Below are 21,985 nucleotides of genomic sequence, written 5' to 3' on the forward strand. Positions count from 1 at the left end.
GAACAATACGGTGAACGCGACCTCTGTCAGGTCACGGGGCTTTTGAACATGATGCAGTTCATGCGCCACGCCTCCGCACATCTGGAGGATGAGCTGGCGGAGCCGCTGACGTTCATGTACTTTGATATCGAGAATTTCAAGAGCTTTAACCAGCGCTACGGTTTTCAGCAGGGGAACCGCCTCCTGCGCTACGTTGCAGACCTTTTGCGCGAGACATTCGAGGGGAATCTGGTCGCACGCTTCAACGACGATCACTTCGCCGTGGCAACGCAGCGTGAGATGCCCACCGACTGCATCCAGTTCATCCACGAGCGGATCCGCGTCTATGATCTGGGGCTGCCGATGGAGGTCAAGGCGGGGATCTACCACCCGCCGCCCGAGGTGACCGACGTCGCGCTCATCATGGATCGCGCGAAGATCGCGTGCAACAGCATCAAGAACACATACGATACCATGTGGGCGGAGTTCGATCCCGCGATGGAGGAGGAAATCAATTTCCGCAGCCACATCATCCGCTCGTTCCAGGAGGCGATGATCGAGGGCTACATCGAGGTCTACTACCAGCCCGAGATCCGCGCGATGACGCGTGAGATCTGCGGATTCGAGGCGCTCGCGCGCTGGAGGGATCCCGTCCACGGCATGATCTCACCGGGGGTATTTGTGCCCGTTCTGGAGGACGCACATCTCTCCCCGCAGCTCGATCTCTACATCATCGAGCAGGTCTGTCAGGATATGGTGCAGACCCGCCGCGATATCCCCGACTGGGAGCTGATCCGCGTCTCGGTGAACCTCTCACGCACGGACTTTCGTCTGATGGACATGGTACAGGCGGTCGAGGACGTCCGCCTGCGCTTCGGCGTTGCGCGTTCCCTCCTCAACATCGAGGTGACGGAGGGGGCACAGAGCGGCGATGAGAAATTCCTGCAGGGCGAGATCGCACGGTTCCGCGCGGCGGGCTACGAAGTCTGGATGGACGACTTCGGCAGCGGCTACTCCTCGCTGAACAACGTCAAGGACTACGTCTTTGACGTACTGAAGATCGACATGAACTTCCTGCGCTCGTTCGAAACGAATCCGAAGTCCGGCATCGTCATCCGCTCCATTGTCAACATGGCAAAGGAGCTGGGGATGCACACGCTCGCGGAGGGCGTGGAGACCGAGGAGCAGTTCGCATTTCTGCGCGAGATCGGCTGCGAAAAGGTACAGGGCTACCTCTTCAGCCCGCCGATGCCGTTTGAGAAAGCAGTGGCCTACTGCTACGGGCCACAGGCGCAGGTAAAGGTGGAGCCGCTGCGCCTCGGCAGCTACTACTCGGAGATCGGCGCAATCAACGTCCTCTCAAGCGAACCGCTCGAACGGCGCGGGTCACCCGAGATCGGCGATGCACTCTCCCTCGCGATCCTCGAACAGGAGGGCGGAGAGATCCGCTACCTGTACCAGAGCAAGATGTTCAAGATGTTCCTGCAGAACATCGAGCTGGATGAGGCAAGCATGCACACGCCGCATTACGAGCGGCGCAAGCGCCAGAACGAGCGCATGATCACACGGATGATGGACGAGGCGGATCGCACGGGACGCGAGGTCTACACCGACTTTATCACGCGCAACTCGTTCAACTCCGTCCGCCTGCGGCTCGTGACGCGCGACGTGGACGATACGCGCGCAGTCTTTCTCATGGCGACAGTGAACATCTCCCGCTTCTCCCCCGAGGCAGGCTCGATGCAGGAGGCGCTCAACCAGATCGTTGCCCTCTATGACCGCGTCGATCTCTTCGATCTCGGGTCGCGCAAGGTGATGCAGCTCTACCGCGACATCTACGAGGTCAACTACACGCAAGAATACGGTCATTTTGAGGAGATCGTCGCATCCTACGCCGAGGATAAAATCCTCCCGGAGGAGCAGAAGCTGTTCAAGAAGTTCTACAGCGAAAAGCATCTCCGCGCCGTCCTTGAGGATAAGGCGGGGCGCGAGGAGGTCTCGATCCTGTTCCACAGGCGCACACCGGACGGGGGACGCATACTGCGGCTGCACCATCTCGTGCCGTTCCGGCTCGGCCAGCGCGACTATGTCATCTCCTGCGTGCAGGCGATCAATGAGAACATCATCAGTGCGGTGACCATGGCACTCGCAGAGGAGGACGAGGAGCCGCAGTAAAAAGTCCTCGAAAGCCCTGCATACGAAGAGGCTGTTGCACGAAGTTTTTTAGCTTCGTACAACAGCCCCTTTTTTGTGCGATCTCATCCATTGGACGCGCGTCACATCTCCTTCGCGTATCCGGCTGACACCCATCACCATGATGGGTTTTTTGCATCGTATGTTTCTTTTTGATATACTTCCCTTTGACAGAATATATGTTTGAAGGAGTGTTGATAAAATGAAGGAACGAAATGAGGAAATGCTGCCGCGTCCCGTGCAGCAGAGCTATCCGCCGCTGACAAAGGCGGAGGAGGATGCCGTGATCGCGCGTGCCGTACGCGGCGAGGCACAGGCAATGGCGGAGATGTACGGACGCTATCGGGGGCTGATCGTCAACGAGTCGCACGCGACATACCTGCGCAGCCCCGACCTCGCATCGGAGGCGGAGAGCATCGCCATACTCGCCCTGATCGAGGCACTGCACGACTACGATCCCAAGCACGGTGCGCCGTTCGCGGGATTTGTCAAGGCACGCATCCACCACGCCCTCTATACGGAGTTTCGCCGCACGCGGCGGCTGTGGGAGCGCACATATCACCCCGAACAGTACGCGGACGAACACGATGCGTGGGAGCGCTGCGGGGGCGTGGAGAACGGAACGGAGCGCGCCGACCTGCGCCTCCTCGTGCGCGGAATCCTGCGCAGCGTGATGCACCGCCTCACCGCACGCGAGAAGGAGATCCTCTGCCTGCACTACTACCGCGACCTGACCCTGCGCCGCATCGCTGCGCTCCTCGGCACATCCGCAAGCGCCATCTCCAAGAGCAAGGCAAACCTCCTGCAGAAGCTGCGCGCAGGGGCAGGACTTGCAACTTCGCCTAAAATGTGCTATCCTGTGATAGGGTAATGGATTCGTAAAGGAGATGTCCTACATGGCACAGACCAGCATCAGTATTCGCATGGACGCTGAACTGAAGAAGAACTTCGAGAACTTCTGCGGGGCAGTCGGCATGAACATGTCCACGGCGATCAACATGTTCGCCATCGCGTGCGTACGCGAGCAGCGCGTCCCGTTTGAGATCTCCGCGCAGCGCGCACTGCCGGGCGAGGCTCTCGATCTCTTTACGGATACGACGTGGAGCGACGGGGAAAACTGAACACACGCGCATATCCGACCGCATCCCGCGCGTCGGATATTTTCTTGTGTAAATCGGGAGACTGTGCTATACTATAGGAGGAATCCGCGCCGCACTTAGAGCCATGCTCGATGCCGTCGCTTTTAGAACAGATTGCCGCAGCAAAGCGGAGGGGAATCCGATCCGCGCCGCAAAATGCTGTTTTGAGCCACGCGGCACAAGGCTTCCAGACGCAAGGATTTCAAAACCACATCCCCGCAAGGGGACGGAAACTCGCATAAATCTCCTCCTTTGAAAACCAACTAATCATTTCAAAACCACATCCCCGCAAGGGGACGGAAACTATGTTGAGGCGTGTGGTATGGCGGATGTCCTAGAATTTCAAAACCACATCCCCGCAAGGGGACGGAAACTGTTCCCTCGGCGGACGATGCGCAAAGTAGCAAGGTGCAATTTCAAAACCACATCCCCGCAAGGGGACGGAAACCGATAGATTCAAGATCTTGCTTAACAATCCCAGATATTTCAAAACCACATCCCCGTAAGGGGACGGAAACTTTTTCCCATCTAGACGAAACGCGATCCGAGAGAGGTATCATTTCAAAACCACATCCCCGTAAGGGGACGGAAACCTAAAGACTGGGTTGTTCTTCCGCGCGGATCGGAATGATTTCAAAACCACATCCCCGCAAGGGGACGGAAACGAGCCTAAGCCCCCTGAAAAAAATCAATTCAGTCTATATTTCAAAACCACATCCCCGTAAGGGGACGGAAACGCATTGAGGACATGCAAATGAGCGCAGCATGTCAAGAATTTCAAAACCACATCCCCGCAAGGGGACGGAAACTCAACGTACACATTGATTTTGTGTGGCGTCGCATTGATAATTTCAAAACCACATCCCCGCAAGGGGACGGAAACCGATCTACTTCATATTTACGCTTTATAGCATCGTTTATTTCAAAACCACATCCCCGTAAGGGGACGGAAACTTTTCGGAAAAATTCGACACGGAAATACATCTCACATTATTTCAAAACCACATCCCCGTAAGGGGACGGAAACGAACATAGAGATCATCCTTTCTTTAAAACGACAAAAATTTCAAAACCACATCCCCGCAAGGGGACGGAAACAATGAGAAAATGCGAATGATGTTAGCGTTCATGAATTTCAAAACCATATCCCCGCAAGGGGACGGAAACAGGTCTTTTCTAAGCCATTGCGCGTTCTGTGGGGCGAATTTCAAAAATACATCCCCGTAAGGGGACGGAAACCGCTCGATCAACTCTGGGAGTGGCGCACACCAACAATAATTTCAAAACCACATCCCCGCAAGGGGACGGAAACTTCTTCCACTGCTCGACGGTATAGTGCTTGTCCTCCGTATTTCAAAACCACATCCCCGTAAGGGGACGGAAACTCATGGTAAAAACCTCCTATACTACTAACTGCCAGCCGATTCCAAAACCACATCCCCGTAAGGGGACGGAAACGAAAACTTCAAAACATCAAGCCCAGAGATGTTACAAATTTCAAAACCATATCCCCGAAAGGGGACGGAAACCGAAGTCATTGACCTGAGGTTCAAACTGATAATAATTTCAAAACCACATCCCCGTAAGGGGACGGAAACCAATCCATAGCCATGTTCCACATACTTCAAGGTTTATTTCAAAACCACATCCCCGCAAGGGGACGGAAACAGCGGAAAGCTTCTGCGATTGACGTGTTCATAAATAAAATTTCAAAAATACATCCCCGTAAGGGGACGGAAACTCGGAAATAAATTCTTCAAGATTAGCCCAGTATGACAAATTTCAAAACCATATCCCCGTAAGGGGGCGGCACGCAAGGGGCAGTTGCCCCTTATTTTTTTATGCTTTTTTAGTGGAAATGTGACTTTTGCAACGGAATCGCGAAACGTTCTCATCTATACTAATCTCATTGATGATAGATGTTTTCAATTATATAGATGGGAGCGATGACAATGACAGATGAGATGAAGCACGAACCGGGACACGAATTCCTTGCGCGTCTGGGCAAGACGCGGCTGCGTCCGGGCGGGCGCGAGGCGACGGAGTGGCTGCTCGGGCACGTCGACTTTACGGCGGATACGCGCGTCCTTGAGGTCGCGTGCAACATGGGCACGACGATGGTTGCGCTCGCCGAGGCGCATGGCTGCCGCGTCACGGGGCTGGACATGAATCCGAAGGCGCTCGAAAAGGCACGCGCGAACATCGAAAAGCACGGACTCAATGACGTGATTGATGTGGTGGAGGGGAATGCCCTCGCGCTGCCATTCCCCGACGAGACTTTCGATGTCGTTATCAATGAGGCAATGCTTACAATGCTGCCGCGTGAGAACAAGGCAAAGGCGGTTGCCGAATACTACCGCGTGCTGAAGAAGGGCGGCATCCTCCTCACACACGATGTTGCGCTGTGTGCACCGGATGAGGCGGCGGCGACGGAGCTGCGTGCGGGCATTTCGCGCGCGATCAATGTGAGTGTCGATCCTCTGTCGGAGGAGATGTGGCGCAGTATCTTCGAGAAGGCGGGCTTCTCCATTGAGATCCAGACGGGGGATATGACCCTGCTCGATCCCGCAGGTCTAGTGCGCGATGAGGGCTTTGATGGAGCGATGAAGATCATCCGCAACGGGCTTCGGACGGAGAACCTCGAACGCTTCCGCAAGATGTTCAACTTCTTCTATGACCACAACAAGGAGTTTGCATATATTGCCGTTGTGAGCCGGAAGTAACAGCGATTTTTGGATCTATGGCAACGGTTACGGATTCGCACTGCGTACTCCACGCAGAACCCTCGTTACGCAAGCGGACGTGTGCTCATCCGCCTAAATACCTGCGGATTCCAAACGCGCTGCGCTTGAACGATTAAAATCCGCAGGGGGCGGGTCGCACACTCTACGCCGCTTGCTCCACTAGGGTTTGCTTAGGAGTACTGCATTTGCTTTTGTCCATAACGTTTACCATAGTGCCCGAATTTCGCCTCTTTGGGAGAGCGGGCGAAGGCGCTTCTTTCGATTCAGGAACGAGGAGGAATATCATGCGTATGAAGAAAAAACGGATGCTTGCGGCGGCGGTAGCACTTGCTCTCTCCGGAGCAGGGGTGAACGCACATGCAAATGATATACAGGATAGCGTCCATACAAAAACGGCAGCGACAGAGAATGATGCACAGACGTATCAAAGTGACGCGATTGTCGTCACCGCCTCCGGCTTTGAGGAGGATGTGCGCTATGCGCCGGCAAGCATCTCCGTGATCACGGCGGACGAGATCGCCAAGCGCGGCTACACCGATCTGCGTCAGGTACTGGATACGGTGGAGGGCGTCGATACCTTCGGTGCGACGGGGCGGTTTGATACGCCTGCGATCTCGATTCGCGGCATGGGCGACGGCTACACGCTGATCCTCGTGGACGGTGTGGCGCAGTCGGGACCCGGCATCGCGGGCGGCATGATGCGCAGCTTCAACCAGCTCGCGAACACGAGCCTGCCCTCGCCCGCCCAGATCGAGCGCATCGAGGTGGTACGCGGTCCCATGTCAACCCTCTACGGCTCAGATGCGATGGGCGGCGTCATCAACATCATAACCAAGAAGGTAACCAACGAGTTCCACGGCTCCGTCTCCGTCGGCAGCATCCTTGAGACGACGGACGGCAAGGCAAACACGATGAAGTACAACTTCAACCTCGCAGGCCCCATCACGCAGGACAAGGTGGGGCTGCAGATGCGCGGCAGCTACCTAAAGCGCGGCGCGTCGGCGTTCGGCGTGGACAAGGAGAAGCGCGACTACGACAACTGGAACCTCGGAACGCGTATGACCTACACTCCCGCCGAGGGACAGAGTTACTACATCGACGTGGATCGCGCGCAGAATATGCGCGAAGGGGAATTTGCCCAAAAGGGGAGAGTGCCCGCACCGATGCCGAATGCGTTCGTACGGACAAATCTCAGCGGTGATCTAGCGCAGCGGTTTGACCGGACAAAGATCGTACTCGGCGCGGAAAACAAGGTGGGATCGCATGGGACATGGACGAACACGCTCTCCTTCCTGCGCAACGAGATGCACTTCGATGCGAATCTGACAGGCACAGCAAATCCCTCCCCGTTCCCGCGCCTCTTCATCCCGCTCAAATCGACGATACGCAACCGCATCAAAAATGACTTCTTCACCTACGATACAAAGTATGTCGCAGATCTCAGTGATGCACATACACTGACCGTAGGAGGACGCTGGCAGCGCGAGAGTGTGGACTATCATCTGATGCGCCGTATGCAGCCGACCTCCCTTGCGATGCTGCCACCCCCGATGCAGACGATGTTCCGCAGCCTGATGCAAAAGCGCAGCTCCAACGACAACGGCAGCGTCTCACGCACGAACTGGGCACTCTACGGTGAGGATACATGGGCGATGGCAAAGAAGCTCGTCTTTACCTACGGCCTGCGCTACGACCACCCAGAGGACTACGACGACAATCTCAGCCCGCGCGGCTACCTCATCTATATGCCGAACCGCAACTTTACGATAAAGGGCGGCGTCGCGACGGGCTACAAGGCACCGACGATGCTCCAGTCCTCCCCCGTGGACGTGCACCTCAACATCACGGGCGAAGTCTACCGCGGCAATACGGCACTGAAGCCCGAGAAGTCCACGACAGAGGAGATCGGCTTCTACTACCACAATGACCATGCAACAGACGCACATCTGACCTTCTTCCACACGGATTTTAAGAACAAGATCGATCTCTCCGATCCTACGGTCATCGGCGGGGAGAAGGTGCGCGTCTATGAGAATGTCGGCAAGGCGCGGATTCACGGCGTGGAGCTGGGAACGGATTTCGCCCTCGCACCGAGGCTGCGGGCAGGGCTGAACTGGACGTTCCTCACGAGCAGCATCAAGAGCGGAGTGAACAAGGGGCAGCCGCTGCGCTCCACACCGAAGCAAGCGGTCAATCTGAAGCTCGACTGGACACCGACGGATGCGACGGATATCTGGCTGAATGCCCAGTACCGCAGCGGTATGTACCGTTCCCATCAGGAAGCAGGACTCGCCTCCACCTATCATCCGTTCACCGTACTCAACATGGGTATCACGCACAAATGGAAGGACGGACTCTCCGTACAATTTGCCGTGAATAATCTGCTGAATCGTAATTTTGACCGCACATCGACAGCGACGAACGGTACATCGTATAGTTCCTATTATGATGATCTCGATGCAGATGGGATTGCGGGCGGCTCCTATATGTCCCGCCGCAGCTATTGGCTCGGACTGACTTACGATTTTTAGACCGTTTCTGAGCAAAAAAACGTGCAACAAAAAAGCTGACGCAGAAAGAATTTATAATCTCTGCGTCAGCTTTTTGAATGAACTAAGAATACTACCGATAAATAAAAATAAATAACGAAAAAGAAAAAGAAATTAAGAAAAATAATCCAATCCAGACACTGCATTTCGATTGTGTCGCTCACGTATCCACATCTTCAGGCGTGCAGGGTCACTGTTCAGCACGAGTTCTGCGGGAAATCCGATCTCCGCGAGGATGGCGTGCGTGTGGCTGTGCTCCCCGACATCCATGTCGATGTGCGCGTCGCTGCCGATGAGGATATGTGCCCCGTGGCGGCGGCAAGCAGCGAGCAGGTCGCGTGCGAGCAGCTCAGATCCCTTGCGGGGACCCTCGGGATTGTGCGAGGCGTTGTTTGCCTCGATGAGAACATGATGCGCAGCAGCCGCGCGCGCGAGTGCATCGAAGTCCACGGGATAGGCAGGGTTGTCGGGGTGTCCGATGAGGACGACGTAGGGATTTTCCATTGCACCGATGAGAGCGGCGGTATTCTCCTCCTGCGTGCCGGGGCGGATGACGAGATCGTGCAGGCTGGCGATGGCGTAGTGCATCTTCTGCAGGGTGCGCGCGGGCAGATCGACCGCCCCCGTGTAGTCCGTGATGTTCAGCTCCGCGCCCATAAGGATGTCAATGCCGTAGGCGGCGGGGCGGATGACCTTGAAGTTGCGGAAGTACATCTCCGGGAATGTGCCGGGCAGACCGGGTGCATGGTCGGAGATACCGAGGAGGGCAAGCCCCTTTTCCTTTGCCATGGCCGCCATCTCACGGATGGTGCTGTAGGCGTGCATGCTGGCAATGCTGTGCGTGTGAAGGTCGAGGACATCGGTCATGTTTTCCTCTCCTCAGTGGTTCGCGCGCTCGTAGATGGCGAGGACATCGGCGCGCGTGAGCGGATGGAAGTCGCCGATCTGCACCGTACCGTTTGCGGTCGCAACGTCTGCAATCTCCTCGATGGTGCCCTTGGACAGCTCCCCGATCCCGAGCCCCCCAAGGCTCGTCGGCAGATCAATGGAGGCAAAGAACTCCTCCATCCGGCGGATGCCGGCGCGTGCGCGCTCCTCGTCCTTCCCCGCGTCGACGCCGAAGATCGCCGCCGCAAACTGGGCGAAGCGTGCCGGATCGTACTTGTATACGTGACGCGCCCACGATCCCCAGAGTGCGGTCAGCGTCATCGCGTGCGTCGCATCGTAGCGTGCAGAGAATTCGTGTCCGAGCTTGTGTACGGAGAAGTCCTTCCTGCGCCCCAGCTCCGTAAAGCCGCTGTGTGAGACGCTGCCGCACCACATGAGTTCGCTCATCGCGTCGTAGTCCTTGCGGCTGACGAGAAGGCGGCGGATCGACTCCATCACGGTGAGGATCAGCTGCTCGGAGACGCGGTCGGTAAAGAGATTCGTCTCCTTTACACTGGTAAAGTAGCGTTCCATCGTGTGCATCATGATGTCCGCGCCGCCCGCCGCGATCTGCGTGCGCGGCAGGGTAAAGGCAAGCTCCGGATTCATAAAGGCGAAGACGGCGCGGTTGAGCGGGCTGTTCAGTCCGACCTTGCGCCCCGTGTCCTCGTTCGTGAGCACCGCCGAGTCACTCGTCTCGCTGCCCGCCGCAGGGATGGTAACGACGGAGCCAAACGGCAGCGTCTTTGTGATCTCCACCTTGCGCGTCCAGATATCCCAGATATCCGTGGTCGGATTTGCCATCCCGTGCGCGACCGCCTTTGCCGAGTCGATGACGCTGCCGCCGCCGACCCCGAGGATGAAGTTCACATCCGCCGCAAGTCCCTCGCGAATCGCCTCGCGGACAAAGGAAACGCGCGGATTTGGACGCACGCCGCCCATGACGAGAAAGGCTAGTCCCGCCGACGTGAGATTTTTCTCAATGCGCGACAGCAAGCCGGAGCGCTCCACACTGCCGCCTCCATAGAGGATGAGTACGCGGCTCGTCCCGAACGCGCGCAGTTTCTCGGCGACCGCATTCTCCGCCCCCCTCCCGAAGATGATCTCCGTGGGGCTGTGATAGGTAAAGCTTTGCATAAAAATCCTCCTCTGTATGTTGCGTCAACGTATGGTCTGCGTCAACTGTTACGGACAAAAGCATGGTCATTCGACATAGTCCCATTATAGCAGAAAATGCAGAAAAAAAAAGTCGCGCTTCCTCTAAGAAAATAGTTGCCAAAAGGGTTGAAAATTTCGTATAATAATAGTCGGGCAAAGAAATTATTACAGTTACGTATAAGGAGGCTGAAAAAATGAGTGCTGATCAAAGCAAAGAAGCCCAAAGAATTCATGAGGCGGAACAAAAGTTTGATCGGACGCGGCGTCTCGTTGGCCTGTTCGGCGCACCAATCCTTGCCCTGTTGGTGTTCCTGACACCCATCGACGGACTGACGGTCGCGTCACACAAACTGCTCGCCATCATGGTTCTCGTTGCTCTCTGGTGGATTACCGAGCCCGTTCCCATCCCGGTCACGTCCCTGATCGGACCGACGCTCGCGGTCGTCACCGGTGTCGTTTCCGCAAAGGACGCGTATGCGGCATTTGCAAACCCGATGATTTTCCTCTTCATGGGTGGATTCATCCTCGCAAAGGCGATGATGGATCACGGTCTGGACAAGCGGTTCGCCTACTGGCTGCTCGCGCGCTCGTGGGTCGGCTCGAATCCGCGCCGGATCTTCCTCGCAATCGGACTTGCCGCCGCACTCTGCTCCGGCTGGGTCAGCAACACGGCAACTGCCGCGATGATGTTCCCAATCGCGCTCGGCCTCCTCGGCGCCATCAAGGAGATGATGGCAGCCAACGGCAAGGAGATCGACCTCCACGACTATAAATATGCAACGGGACTTATGCTTATGACGGCATACTCCTGCTCCATCGGCGGTGTTCTCACACCGATCGGCACCCCGCCGAACATCATCATGCTCGGCTTCCTCGATCAGATGGCGAACATCCACATCTCGTTCTTTGAATGGATGACGTGGGGCGTGATCGCAATGGTCGTCTACTTCATCATCACGTATTTCATCCTCATTCGTATGTTCCCGCCCGATGTGGAGCGCATCGACGGTGCGGAGGAGTTCATCCGCGCCCGCGTCGCGGAGCTCGGCGGCTGGACGCGCGCACAGAAGAACACGCTCGTCTGCTTCCTCGTCGCGGTCTTCCTCTGGGTCTTCCCGGGTGTCCTCTCCATGACGCTCGGCAGCACCTCACCGATCCTGAAGATGTATAACCTCCTCTTCCCAGAGGCGGTCGCGGCGATGTTCGGCGCGCTGCTCCTCTTCCTCATGCCGATCAACTTCAAGGAGCGTCAGTTCACGCTTGAGTGGAAGTCGGCGGTGCAGGGCGTGGAGTGGGGCACGCTCATCCTCTTCGGCGGCGGCCTTGCGATGGGCGGTATGATGTATAAGACCGGACTCTCGCAGTGGGTCGGCGACAAGATTGTCGGCATGCTCGGCGGTGAGCCGTCCGAGTTTGCCCTCGTCGCGATCTTCTGCGTGATGGCGCTGCTGCTCTCCGAGCTGACCAGCCACACGGCGGCGACCAACATGATCGGCCCCCTCGGCATCACGGCGGCAGTCGCTGCGGGCTTCAGCCCCGTGCACGTCGCGGTCGGCATCGCGCTGTCGTCCTCACTCGGCTTTATGCTGCCCGTGTCGACGCCACCAAACGCCATTGTCTATGCGTCTGGGTACATCCCGATCACAAAGATGATAAAGACCGGTGTCTACATCGACTTTATCGGCATCTTCTTCGTCACCATCCCGCTCGTCCTCTACTTCGTCACGTGGATCGTGGGATAAGCGCACGGGGTCTATGGCAACGGTTACGGATTCGCTTGCGTACTCCACGCAGAACCCTCGTTACGCAAGCGGACGTGTGCTCATCCGCCTAAATACCTGCGGATTCCAAACACGCTGCGCTTGAACGATTAAAATCCGCGGGGGGCGGGTCGCACACTCTACGCCGCTTGCTCCACTAGGGTTTGCTAAGGAGTACTGCATTTTTTTCCGTAACTTTTATCATAGTGCCAGCGCACGGCGGTTCTTGACGATCTCGCACGTGCATGGTAGAATGAAGATATAAAAAGGGCACTGCCTAGCGGTCGCCCCCATTACAAGCGAGATTTCCCCGCCATGGTTTGGTGGACGCAAGGCGGGGGCATCTCTTTTATCGTCTTACAGATATAATCAGCACGGTGAACACTACGAGAAATGTTAAGTAAGCACACATATCCTTGACGATGCCATGTGTACATGATAGAATAGAGATAAAAAAAGGGCACTGCCGTATGTCGGCCCCCTTATACAGGACGAAATTTCCGCCTACTGTTTGGAAGCTGGAGGCGGATTTTTCTTACTTAAAATTTGATCGCGAGGATCAAAGCAATGAGCAGAATCAGAAATGTAAACATTTCATATATACCCATGCCATCACCCCCTTCCACGAGGAAAAGGGGAACCGCCCGACAAGCAATGCCTTACATAGAGTATAGCACAGGAACATACGTATGACAAGAAAATCCCCTTGACACGCCCATGTCAAGGGGATTTTCCTATGCAGAATGCAATTACAGCGTCGCAATCGAAGCGATGCGCAGATCATCACCCGCGCGTTCAAACTCGATGCGTAAGTCCTGCGCAAAATGTGCAATCAGCGCATCGCCGTCTGCCTCATACGGCGTTCGATTCCAAAGGAGGAATGCCTCCGCGAAGATACGGTGATCCAGCGCAAATTGCTCAATACACTGCGTGACCACAGATACAAAGCGCGGCAGATCGACGGGTGCAAAGACCTCGTCCGGCACGTCCGAAATCCCGACAAAGAACGCCCCGACTTCATGCGGACAGCGATAATAGCAGTACCCGTCTGCCAGCCCGCAGGCAACAATGGAGAGATTATGCCCGTTGAATATATCATTCAGTTCGAACTCATCCACCGTCAGCGCCTCTAGCTGCCACGCCTCTCCGCACTTCCTTGTATCGCCCGCGAGACGAATGAGCGAATCTGGAAATTGATTGATATTCTCCCACCCCCAGAGCCATGTACCACTCGATTTGGACTCGCTACCGATGAATTGGATGGGGTACTCCCGCGTATCAAATAGAATCACGCCCCGCTCGAGGTCGACATTCCACTCCTCATTTCGCACGACGAGCTCCGCGCAGGCATTCTGCACACATATCATCTTGCCCAGACAGGCAGAGAATACATCCCGCCAACGCGCGTGATCCATCGAGAGACGATCAAAAAATTTTTTCATGCTTTCCTCCAAAAAATAATGGAACCTGTCAATATAAAACAGATTCCCTTATGATCAAATATCCAGATTCCGCACGAGCCGCGCGTTCTCCTCGATGAACTGGCGGCGCGGCTCGACCTTGTCGCCCATAAGGATCGTAAACAGCTCGTCCGCCGCCTCGGCGTCCTCTGCGCCGACCTGCAGCATGGTGCGCCCCTCGGGGTTCATGGTCGTCTCCCAAAGCTGCTCGGGGTTCATCTCGCCGAGCCCCTTGTAGCGCTGGATGGTCACGCCGTCGCGCCCGATCTCGTCCAGCTTCTTCGCCTGCTCCTCGTCGGAGTAAGTGTAGAAATGCTTCTTGTCCTTGCGGATCTGGTAGAGCGGCGGCTGTGCGATGTAGACGTGCCCGTGGTCGACGAGCGGCTTCATGTAGCGGTAGAAGAAGGTGAGGAGCAGCGTGCGGATATGTGCGCCGTCGACGTCCGCATCGGTCATGATGATGATCTTGCTGTAGCGGCGCTTCGCGAGATCGAATTCCTCGCCGATGCCCGTGCCGAACGCCGTGATCATCGTGCGGATCTCGGCGTTTGCAAAGATCTTGTCGAGGCGTGCCTTCTCGACGTTGAGGATCTTGCCGCGCAGGGGCAGGATCGCTTGGAAGCGGCGGTCGCGTCCCTGCTTTGCAGAGCCGCCCGCGGAGTCGCCCTCGACGATGTAGATCTCGCACTGGTCGGGATCCTTAACGGAGCAGTCCGCGAGCTTGCCGGGGAGGCTCGACACCTCAAGCGCGTTCTTGCGCCGCGTCAGCTCGCGTGCCTTGCGTGCCGCCTCGCGCGCACGCGATGCCATGAGTGCCTTGTCGAGCACCTTTTTCGTAACGGCGGGGGTCTCCTCAAAGTACTCAGTCAGCCCCTCGGTGACAATGGAATCGACGATGCCGCGTACCTCTGAGTTGCCAAGTTTGGTCTTGGTCTGCCCCTCGAACTGCGGCTCACGCACCTTGAGGCTGATGACGGCGGTGAGCCCCTCGCGTACGTCCTCGCCCGAGAGATTTCCGTCCTTGTCCTTCAAGACGTTCAGCCGCCGCGCAAAGTCGTTCGCCGCGCGTGTGAGGGCGATCTTGAACCCCGCGAGGTGGGTGCCGCCCTCCTCGGTGTTGATGTTGTTGACGAAGCTGTAGATGTTCTCCTGATAGCTGTCGTTGTACTGCATCGCGATCTCGACGACGGTGTCGTCCTTGACGCCGTTGAAGTAGATCGGCTCCTCATTGATTGTCTCCTTTTTGCGGTTGAGGTGGGAGACAAAGGAGCGGATGCCGCCGTCGAAGTGGAAGGTCTCGCGCCGCTCTGCCTCGCCGCGCTCATCGACGAGCGTGATGGTAATGCCGTGGTTGAGGAACGCCAGCTCGCGCAGACGGTGCTTCAATGTTTCGTAGCTGTAGGTCGTGACGGTGAAGATCTCGGGGTCGGGGACGAAGTGGACGCGCGTGCCCGTCGTCTCCGAGGTGCCGATCTCGTGCAGCTTTTCCCGCGTCACGCCGCGCGTGAAGGAAATGGCATGGATTTTCCCGTCGCGGCGCACTTCGACATCCATTTCGGACGAAAGCGCGTTGACGACGGAGACGCCGACGCCGTGAAGGCCGCCCGAGACCTTGTAGCCGTCGCCGCCGAACTTGCCGCCCGCATGGAGGACGGTCAGCACGACTTCAACGGCGGGCATGCCGCTCTCGTGCATATCGACGGGGATGCCGCGCCCGTTGTCGGTGACGGTGATGCTGTTGTCGCGGTGGATCACGACCTCGACGGTATCGCAGTAGCCCGCGAGCGCCTCGTCGATGGAGTTGTCCACGACCTCATAGACAAGATGATGCAGTCCGCGCTCCGATGTCGAGCCGATGTACATACCGGGGCGCTTGCGTACCGCCTCCAGTCCTTCGAGCACCTGAATCTGTCCCGCGCCGTAGTCGGCATCGACAGCGGTCACCTCATCGCCCATCTCCTCGGCGGAGATGGCAATTCCCGAGAGGTCGGGCATTGCCGCCATCTCGGCGGCTTCCTTCGCCTCCGCCTCCGTCAGCGGACGAACCTCCGCCTGCTCCTCGTTTGCACTTAGGTCGATATTCTTTGCCATGATGTCCTCCTTGGGGATGTTATTTTCTAGGAATCGATACTACACAAATGATCTCGTAATTGTTTTCTTTCAAGATATCGGCGCAATACTTTCTCAGAGGCGGAACATCCTCCGTTATCATATCCCACACCTTTGAGAAGTCTACTCCTGTATCATACCCATGTGCAATAATATTGCGCTGTCCTTTAATCTGTTTCCACGGAATATCTTTTGCCTTTGCTAAAAATTCATTCGAAAGATGACGGACAATCTCCCCGATCGCCTGTAAATTGATCGAAACATTTCCCTGATAGATATGGTTGTCGATAAAGAGCGTTTGATCCTCACCAAAATATGATATGGTGTCAAGGATTCGATCACAATGCTTGACGATATGCTGGAGGATCTGTGCATCCTTCTCGCTCACTGTCATAGATCAGTATCTCCTCTCTTTCCACATATTTCTTGAAGATTTTATACTCCTCCGGGATTCTGGTGATCAAATCAATTTCTTTCCCCAGAGTTTCCGCGAGATCTGTATAAAATCCTCCGAGTTCGAGAAACCTCATTTCCTCTGCTGCTTTTACATGAAAATCCACGTCGCTGTCCTCACGCGCCTCACCGCGTGCATAGGAGCCGAAGAGCCAGACTTTTTCAATCTTATATTGTTCGCAAATAGGGCGGATTTTCTCGCGGATTTCGTCGATGGTGAGGATCATGACAGTCGCCCCTTTCTATATGGACTTCATTTTATCAGCGATTCCTTAGGATTTCTTCTTCGAGCCCTTACGTTTCTTCATCTCTTCCCAGAATTCGCGCGTGGTGATGAGTTCGCCCCGCAGTTCCCAAAAGGTGCTTTGAATCTTCTTCGGCGTGACCTCTGTAGGCGGGAGTCCGCGATGGAGCATGGTGAGCATACGCGCATTCTCGCTGTCCTGCGCCGTGTATGCGGTCTCGCCCGCGATCTGGCGGACGAGGTCGGCGCGCTCGCTGCCGAGCATGAGCGCGTCACAGGAGGGGATGCGGCGGACGATGTCGGCGAGCTTTGCCCACGGCTCCGTGCGCAGGATCGCACGTACCTCGCGCCGTACGCTGCGCTCCTCGCTGCGGCGGCAGTCATGGCAGACCCCATCGACCATGCGTCCGCAGGAGGGGCAGGGCTGCATCCCGCGCTGCTCTTTCAGCCGCCGTGCTTTGCGCGTCACTTGATAGGCACGCCTGAGGTGCGTGGCAAGCTGCGCATCGGCAACGTCGCTGACGAGTGCCTCGCCCTCTGCGATCTCTGCGTCCGTGAGTCCGGTTTGGATGACGGCACGCGCGTAGGAGCCGCGTGTCTCCGCATCGCCGTCCTCTGCGGCGGGCGGCAGGGGGCGCATGGAGCGTGCAAAGACGATTTCCTTGACGAGCTGCCCCCCCGCGTAGTTGTTGACGCGCTGGATGGTATCGGGCATGGTCATGCGCATCTCGTTCTTCCACGTCGCATCGGGTGCGTAGAGGAAGAGCTTGCCGTCCTTGATGGCGATGGCGCGCACGCGGCGTGCGACGATCTCCCCGATGATGTCCGGCCAATGGGCGAGAGTCGTATGTGCGATGTAGTCGCGTTCGAATTTTGGGCCAAGGCGGTGGATAGCGGCACGCACGTCCGCGCTCGCATTCGCCGTACCGAGTGTTGTACGCAATGCCGTCTCCCTCCTTACTTCCCTTCCCGTATCTTCCCCGCCTCCACATAGCGATACGTCCCCATGCGTTCCTCTGGGAAGTACGCTGCGTCGGTTGCGGTGATAAAGGTCTGGATCTGCTCGCTCCGGATAAAGGAAAGGAGCGCTCTGCGGCGATCCGCATCCAGCTCGCTCATGACATCATCGAGCAGGAGGATCGGTGCCTCCCCGACGCGATCGCGCAGGTAGAACAGCTCGGCGAGTTTCAGCGCGAGTGCGCCCGTGCGCTGCTGTCCCTGCGACCCGTAGCTGCGCAGGTTCATACCGCAGGTGGTGAGGACGAGATCGTCCAGATGGGGACCGACGCCCGTCGTCGCGCGTGCAATGTCGCGTGCGCGTCCTTCCTTGAACATCTCATTATACCACAGTTCGAGGCGTTCTGTCATGCCCTCCTTCGCTGCGGTCAGTCCTGCGGGCGCGTGAGCGATCTCGTACGAGATGGAGAGGGGTTCGCCCGCAGCGAGCACCGCCTGCACATGGGCGGAGAGTGCGCCGAGCTCTGCCGTCGCCGCGATCCGCCGTGCGGTGATGTACGCCGCACTCGCTGCAAGCTGCGCGTCCCACGGGAGCAGCGCGTCCACGGGCGCAAGCCGCTCACGGATGTCCTTCAGAAGCGCTCCCCGCTGGCGCAGGATGTGGGTGTAGCGCAGGAGCTCCCCATAGTAGGCGGGACTCGCCTGCGAGAGTTCGGCGTCGAGGTAGCGGCGGCGCAGCGCGGGTGCACCCTTGACGAGGAAGAGATCCTCGGGGGAAAAGAGAACCATCGGCAGGATGCCGACGAGGTCGCGCTGCCGCAGGTTCTCCCCACTGCGCTCGATGCGCCGCCGCGTGCCGCGCGCAAAGGTAAAGGAAAGCGCCCCAGGGACATCGTGCCGCAAGAAACGGAGCGCAATGTGCGCCCCCGCCGCTCCCATACGAATAAGCTCCGCATCGCTCGCGGTGCGATGGGAGCGTCCAAACGCGGCGTAGTAAAGCGCCTCGATGATATTCGTCTTGCCCTGTGCGTTCGCGCCGAGGAAGATCTGCACGCCTCCGTCGAAGGAGAGTGATAGCTCCTCATAGTTGCGGTAGGAACGCAGTACAAGTGATGTAATCTGCATAGCTACGAGTGAGTGACACGGTAAGTATCACTGCCATCTACTGTAATGATATCTCCGGGGACAAGCTTGCGCCGCCGTGCCGTTTCAATGTCCCCGTTGCGCAGGATGGCACCCGCTGCGATGAGCTCCTTTACCATGCCGCCGCTGGGAACGGCACCGGCAAGCTTCAGGAACTGATCGAGCTGGATCGTGTCGGTATGAATTTCAACTTCTGTCAATGTGTCCTCACAGGCGTTACAACATAGATGTAGTTCGGGTCGACTTCCTCGCGGATGGTGATGGGCGAGAGGTTCATGCCCTGTGCGTTTGCCCCTTGCAGTGCGAGGATGCAGGTATCGCTGTCGAGGGATTTCATGGCGTCCATGAGATAGGAGGCGTTGAATGCGATGGTGACATCATCGCCCTCGACCACAGCGGGGATGGTCTCCTCGGTCTCACCGATCTCGGGGCTGTTGGAGGAGATGCGCATCTGCCCCTGCTCGATGGCAAGCTTTACGATGTTGTACTGATCGGTGCGTGCGATGAGCGAGGCACGCTCGACGGCGGAGGCAAAGATGCCCGCGTCCAGCGTGACGTGCGTCCTGATGTTCTCCTCCTGCGGGATGACGCGTCGGTAGTCCGGAAATGCGCCCTCGATGAGCCGCGAGGTCATATAGATGCCTCCGGAGGACATGCTGACCTGATTGTAGGAACAGGTGACGTGGATGTCGTTTGGCACGTCGCCCGTGATCGTGCGCGTGACTTCCTCCAGAAACCGCGCGGGGATGATGACGCGGATCGATCCTGCGTCCTCGTCGAGCATCTCACTCTTGACGGCGAGACGGTGCACGTTGGTTGCGGCGAGGGTGACCTCACATCCCTCGACCTCAAGCTGACACCCCGTAAAGATGGGGCGGCGGTCACGCTGTTCCTCGCGCAGACAGGCGAATGCAGATTTCTTGACAAGACGCGCGAGCACGCGATCTTTAATGGTAAAATGCAGGGTTCCGTCCATACGCTGTAGGACGGGAAAATCTGCGACTTCCATGGTACGCAGGGTGAATCGTGCCGCACCGGATTGGATGACGGCGAGCCCGTCGGAGGTTCCCGTGTCGATGGAGATTTCCTCGGCGGGCAGTTTGCGCGTGAACTCGGTGAGGTACTTACCGGGGAGAACTGCCGTTCCAACGGTGTGGATCTCTGCCGGGATGGTGACGATGAAGCCCAGCTCATAGTTCGTGGATTGGAGTTCGAGCTGACCTTCCTTTGCCGTCATATAGATGCCCGAGAGGATGGGGGTCTGCGGTTTGGTGGAGAGTCCCTTGCTGACGATTTGCAGCGCGGAGATGAGGTCGTTCTTGGAGAGGCTGATGTTCATGGTCGTTCCTTTCCAGGGATTTTCGCGTGGGGGGAGCCCCGTTTTTCTATGGCAGCGTGTAGTAAATAAATATAGTAGCGGTAGTAGTAGGTGCTGTGGATTTGTGGAAAAGTGGAAAAAGTGCAGAAGTGACGCAGGTGTGGCTGTGGATAAGTTGGGGAGAGTTGTGCGTAAGTTATCCACAGTTTACACAGATGAGGAGTGGATGAATGATTATCCACAGTACGTCCACAAGAATTGCGGCGGACTATGCACAGAGATATGCACAGTCGCTGCGGGCGGCTTTTGCAGCGCGGCGCTCCTCTGGTCAGATCCCCTTGATCTGGATGGTGAGCGACTCGATCAGTGCCTTGGTGGCGGGATCGTCCGCCGTGAGGTTCTGGATCTTCTTGTGCGCGTGGATGACGGTCGAGTGGTCGCGGCTGAAGAAGCCGCCGATGGTCGGCCATGAGACTTCGGTCAGCTCGTGGCAGAGGTACATGGCGATCTGGCGCGGGTAGGCGATGTCGTTGCTGCGCTTGGAGGAGCGAATGTCCTCGCTCGTAACCTTGAAGTGCGTGCAGACGATGCGCTCAATCATCTCCATGGTGATGCGGCGCCCCTTCTCGCCGCGCAGATAGTTGCCGAGCGCCGCGACGCACGTGGTCTCGTCGATGGGCATGCGCATGGTGGAGGCGTACTTGATGAGGCGCGTGAGTGCGCCCTCGAGCTCGCGGATGTTGCTGTCGATGCGGCTCGCGATGTAGGTTATGACATCCTCCGGGATTTCGACCTCCTCGGTCTGCGCCTTTTTCTGGAGGATTGCGACACGCGTCTCGAACTCCGGCGGTTGGATATCCACGACCATACCGCCTGCGAAGCGCGAAATTAGGCGATCCTCGAGCCCCTTGACATCCTGCGGCTGGCGATCCGAGGTCAGGATGATCTGGCTGCCGTTGTCGCGCAGCTTGTTGAACGTCTGGAAGAACTCCGTCTGTGTCTGCTCCTGCCCCGTAAAGAACTGAATATCGTCGATTAGCAGCACATCGATGCTGTAGTATTTCTGACGGAATGCGTCCATACTCTTCTCACGGATGGACCTGATAAATTCGTTGGTAAAGTCCGCGCTTGCGATGTAGAGCACGCGCTTTGCGGGATGATCGGCGAGGATCTTGTGTCCGACCGCGTGCATCAGATGCGTCTTGCCGAGCCCCACGCCGCCGTAGATGAAGAGCGGATTGTGCGAGGGCAGCCCGGGCGCGTCCGCGACCGCCTTTGCCATTGCGTAGGGGAACTGGTTGGAGCGTCCCATGACGAACGCGTCAAACGTGTACTTCGGATTCAGCGTCGTCACGTCGTCCGGTGCCGTTGTGCCGATATCGCCGGCAGCGGAGAGGGGCAGACTGCCCTGCGAGGGAACCGACTCTGCACGCTCCTCTGGGGGTGCGGGGGCGGCGGCAGACGGCTTTTTTTTGGCTGCTTTTTCCCTCTTGGGCGCGGCGGCTGCGGGATCGACGATGAGTGTGACCGTATAGCCCGCACCGAGCGCCTGCTTTACGGCATCGCCGAGGAGCACCAGATAGCGCGGCTCGATGTACTGCTTGGTAAAGGTGTCGGCAACGGCGAGGGTGAGTTCGTTTTGTTCGGTAGATACGGGGACGATGCGCGAGATCCATTGTTTGATCGCGTCTTTTGGGATGATTCCGTCGGTTTTATCCAGTACTTTTTTCCACTGGCGCTCAAGAGAGGGGGTCTTTTCTTCGGACATACAACAGCGTCCCTTCAAAAAAATTTTCGCTCTGCCACATTTTTTTATCCACAGGGTTATACACAGTTGTGGATAAGTTTGTCG

At 57.2% G+C, this 21,985-nt stretch carries 17 protein-coding genes; 6 read left to right on the forward strand and 11 right to left on the reverse strand.

Features of this window, described 5'->3' with window-relative positions; translation table 11 throughout:
• The first annotated feature begins 48 nt into the window (after positions 1-48).
• The 5 genes from C8273_RS01065 (at position 49) to C8273_RS01085 (ending at position 8,586) form a co-directional block, all read left to right on the forward strand.
• Positions 49-2,154, forward strand: a complete 2,106-nt coding sequence (locus tag C8273_RS01065; RefSeq protein ID WP_234343876.1) for a putative bifunctional diguanylate cyclase/phosphodiesterase — start codon at positions 49-51, stop codon at positions 2,152-2,154.
• A gap of 220 nt (positions 2,155-2,374) precedes the next feature.
• Positions 2,375-3,043, forward strand: coding sequence for a sigma-70 family RNA polymerase sigma factor (locus tag C8273_RS01070; protein ID WP_106626017.1), 669 nt, complete (start codon positions 2,375-2,377; stop codon positions 3,041-3,043).
• A gap of 25 nt (positions 3,044-3,068) precedes the next feature.
• The gene (locus C8273_RS01075; protein WP_199820967.1) at positions 3,069-3,293 is read left to right on the forward strand and encodes a type II toxin-antitoxin system RelB/DinJ family antitoxin; all 225 of its coding nucleotides are present in this window, start codon (positions 3,069-3,071) and stop codon (positions 3,291-3,293) included.
• 1,970 nt (positions 3,294-5,263) lie between these two features.
• Positions 5,264-6,034: a class I SAM-dependent methyltransferase gene (locus tag C8273_RS01080; RefSeq protein ID WP_106626019.1), complete on the forward strand. Its 771-nt coding sequence runs from the start codon at positions 5,264-5,266 to the stop codon at positions 6,032-6,034.
• 305 nt (positions 6,035-6,339) lie between these two features.
• Positions 6,340-8,586, forward strand: coding sequence for a TonB-dependent receptor domain-containing protein (locus tag C8273_RS01085; protein WP_234343767.1), 2,247 nt, complete (start codon positions 6,340-6,342; stop codon positions 8,584-8,586).
• A gap of 132 nt (positions 8,587-8,718) precedes the next feature.
• On the opposite strand, the gene C8273_RS01090 is transcribed toward C8273_RS01085, so the two are convergent.
• Positions 8,719-9,471 carry a phosphatase gene (locus C8273_RS01090; RefSeq protein WP_106626020.1) on the reverse strand — a complete coding sequence of 251 codons (753 nt, stop codon included), beginning with the start codon at positions 9,469-9,471 and terminating at the stop codon, positions 8,719-8,721.
• Positions 9,472-9,483: 12 nt separating this feature from the next.
• On the reverse strand, positions 9,484-10,668 hold the full coding sequence (locus C8273_RS01095) for an iron-containing alcohol dehydrogenase (RefSeq protein WP_106626021.1): 1,185 nt from the start codon (positions 10,666-10,668) through the stop codon (positions 9,484-9,486).
• Between the two features lie 215 nt (positions 10,669-10,883).
• Here C8273_RS01095 and C8273_RS01100 point away from each other — a divergent pair, with 215 nt between their 5' ends.
• On the forward strand, positions 10,884-12,431 hold the full coding sequence (locus C8273_RS01100) for an SLC13 family permease (RefSeq protein ID WP_106626022.1): 1,548 nt from the start codon (positions 10,884-10,886) through the stop codon (positions 12,429-12,431).
• Positions 12,432-13,198: 767 nt separating this feature from the next.
• On the opposite strand, the gene C8273_RS01105 is transcribed toward C8273_RS01100, so the two are convergent.
• The 9 genes from C8273_RS01105 to dnaA form a co-directional block, all read right to left on the reverse strand.
• Positions 13,199-13,891: a DUF6882 domain-containing protein gene (locus C8273_RS01105; RefSeq protein WP_199820969.1), complete on the reverse strand. Its 693-nt coding sequence runs from the start codon at positions 13,889-13,891 to the stop codon at positions 13,199-13,201.
• 54 nt (positions 13,892-13,945) lie between these two features.
• On the reverse strand, positions 13,946-16,000 hold the full coding sequence (gyrB, locus tag C8273_RS01110; protein WP_106626023.1) for a DNA topoisomerase (ATP-hydrolyzing) subunit B: 2,055 nt from the start codon (positions 15,998-16,000) through the stop codon (positions 13,946-13,948).
• Between the two features lie 19 nt (positions 16,001-16,019).
• Positions 16,020-16,412 carry a HepT-like ribonuclease domain-containing protein gene (locus C8273_RS01115; protein ID WP_106626024.1) on the reverse strand — a complete coding sequence of 131 codons (393 nt, stop codon included), beginning with the start codon at positions 16,410-16,412 and terminating at the stop codon, positions 16,020-16,022.
• Positions 16,357-16,698, reverse strand: a complete 342-nt coding sequence (locus C8273_RS01120; protein ID WP_106626025.1) for a nucleotidyltransferase family protein — start codon at positions 16,696-16,698, stop codon at positions 16,357-16,359. The genes C8273_RS01115 and C8273_RS01120 overlap by 56 nt, the downstream gene beginning before the upstream one ends.
• Before the next feature lie 45 nt (positions 16,699-16,743).
• Positions 16,744-17,658, reverse strand: coding sequence for a DUF721 domain-containing protein (locus C8273_RS01125; RefSeq protein WP_106626026.1), 915 nt, complete (start codon positions 17,656-17,658; stop codon positions 16,744-16,746).
• 14 nt (positions 17,659-17,672) lie between these two features.
• Positions 17,673-18,797: a DNA replication/repair protein RecF gene (gene recF, locus C8273_RS01130; RefSeq protein ID WP_106626027.1), complete on the reverse strand. Its 1,125-nt coding sequence runs from the start codon at positions 18,795-18,797 to the stop codon at positions 17,673-17,675.
• 2 nt (positions 18,798-18,799) lie between these two features.
• Positions 18,800-19,015, reverse strand: a complete 216-nt coding sequence (locus tag C8273_RS01135) for an RNA-binding S4 domain-containing protein (protein ID WP_106626028.1) — start codon at positions 19,013-19,015, stop codon at positions 18,800-18,802.
• Positions 19,012-20,154, reverse strand: a complete 1,143-nt coding sequence (dnaN, locus tag C8273_RS01140; RefSeq protein WP_106626029.1) for a DNA polymerase III subunit beta — start codon at positions 20,152-20,154, stop codon at positions 19,012-19,014. Before dnaN ends, C8273_RS01135 begins: the two co-directional genes overlap by 4 nt.
• 307 nt (positions 20,155-20,461) lie before the next feature.
• Positions 20,462-21,901, reverse strand: coding sequence for a chromosomal replication initiator protein DnaA (gene dnaA, locus C8273_RS01145; protein ID WP_106626030.1), 1,440 nt, complete (start codon positions 21,899-21,901; stop codon positions 20,462-20,464).
• Between the last annotated feature and the right edge of the window lie 84 nt (positions 21,902-21,985).

Source organism: Candidatus Centipeda massiliensis, assembly GCF_900290285.1.
In the GTDB taxonomy this organism is placed as follows: domain Bacteria; phylum Bacillota; class Negativicutes; order Selenomonadales; family Selenomonadaceae; genus Centipeda; species Centipeda massiliensis.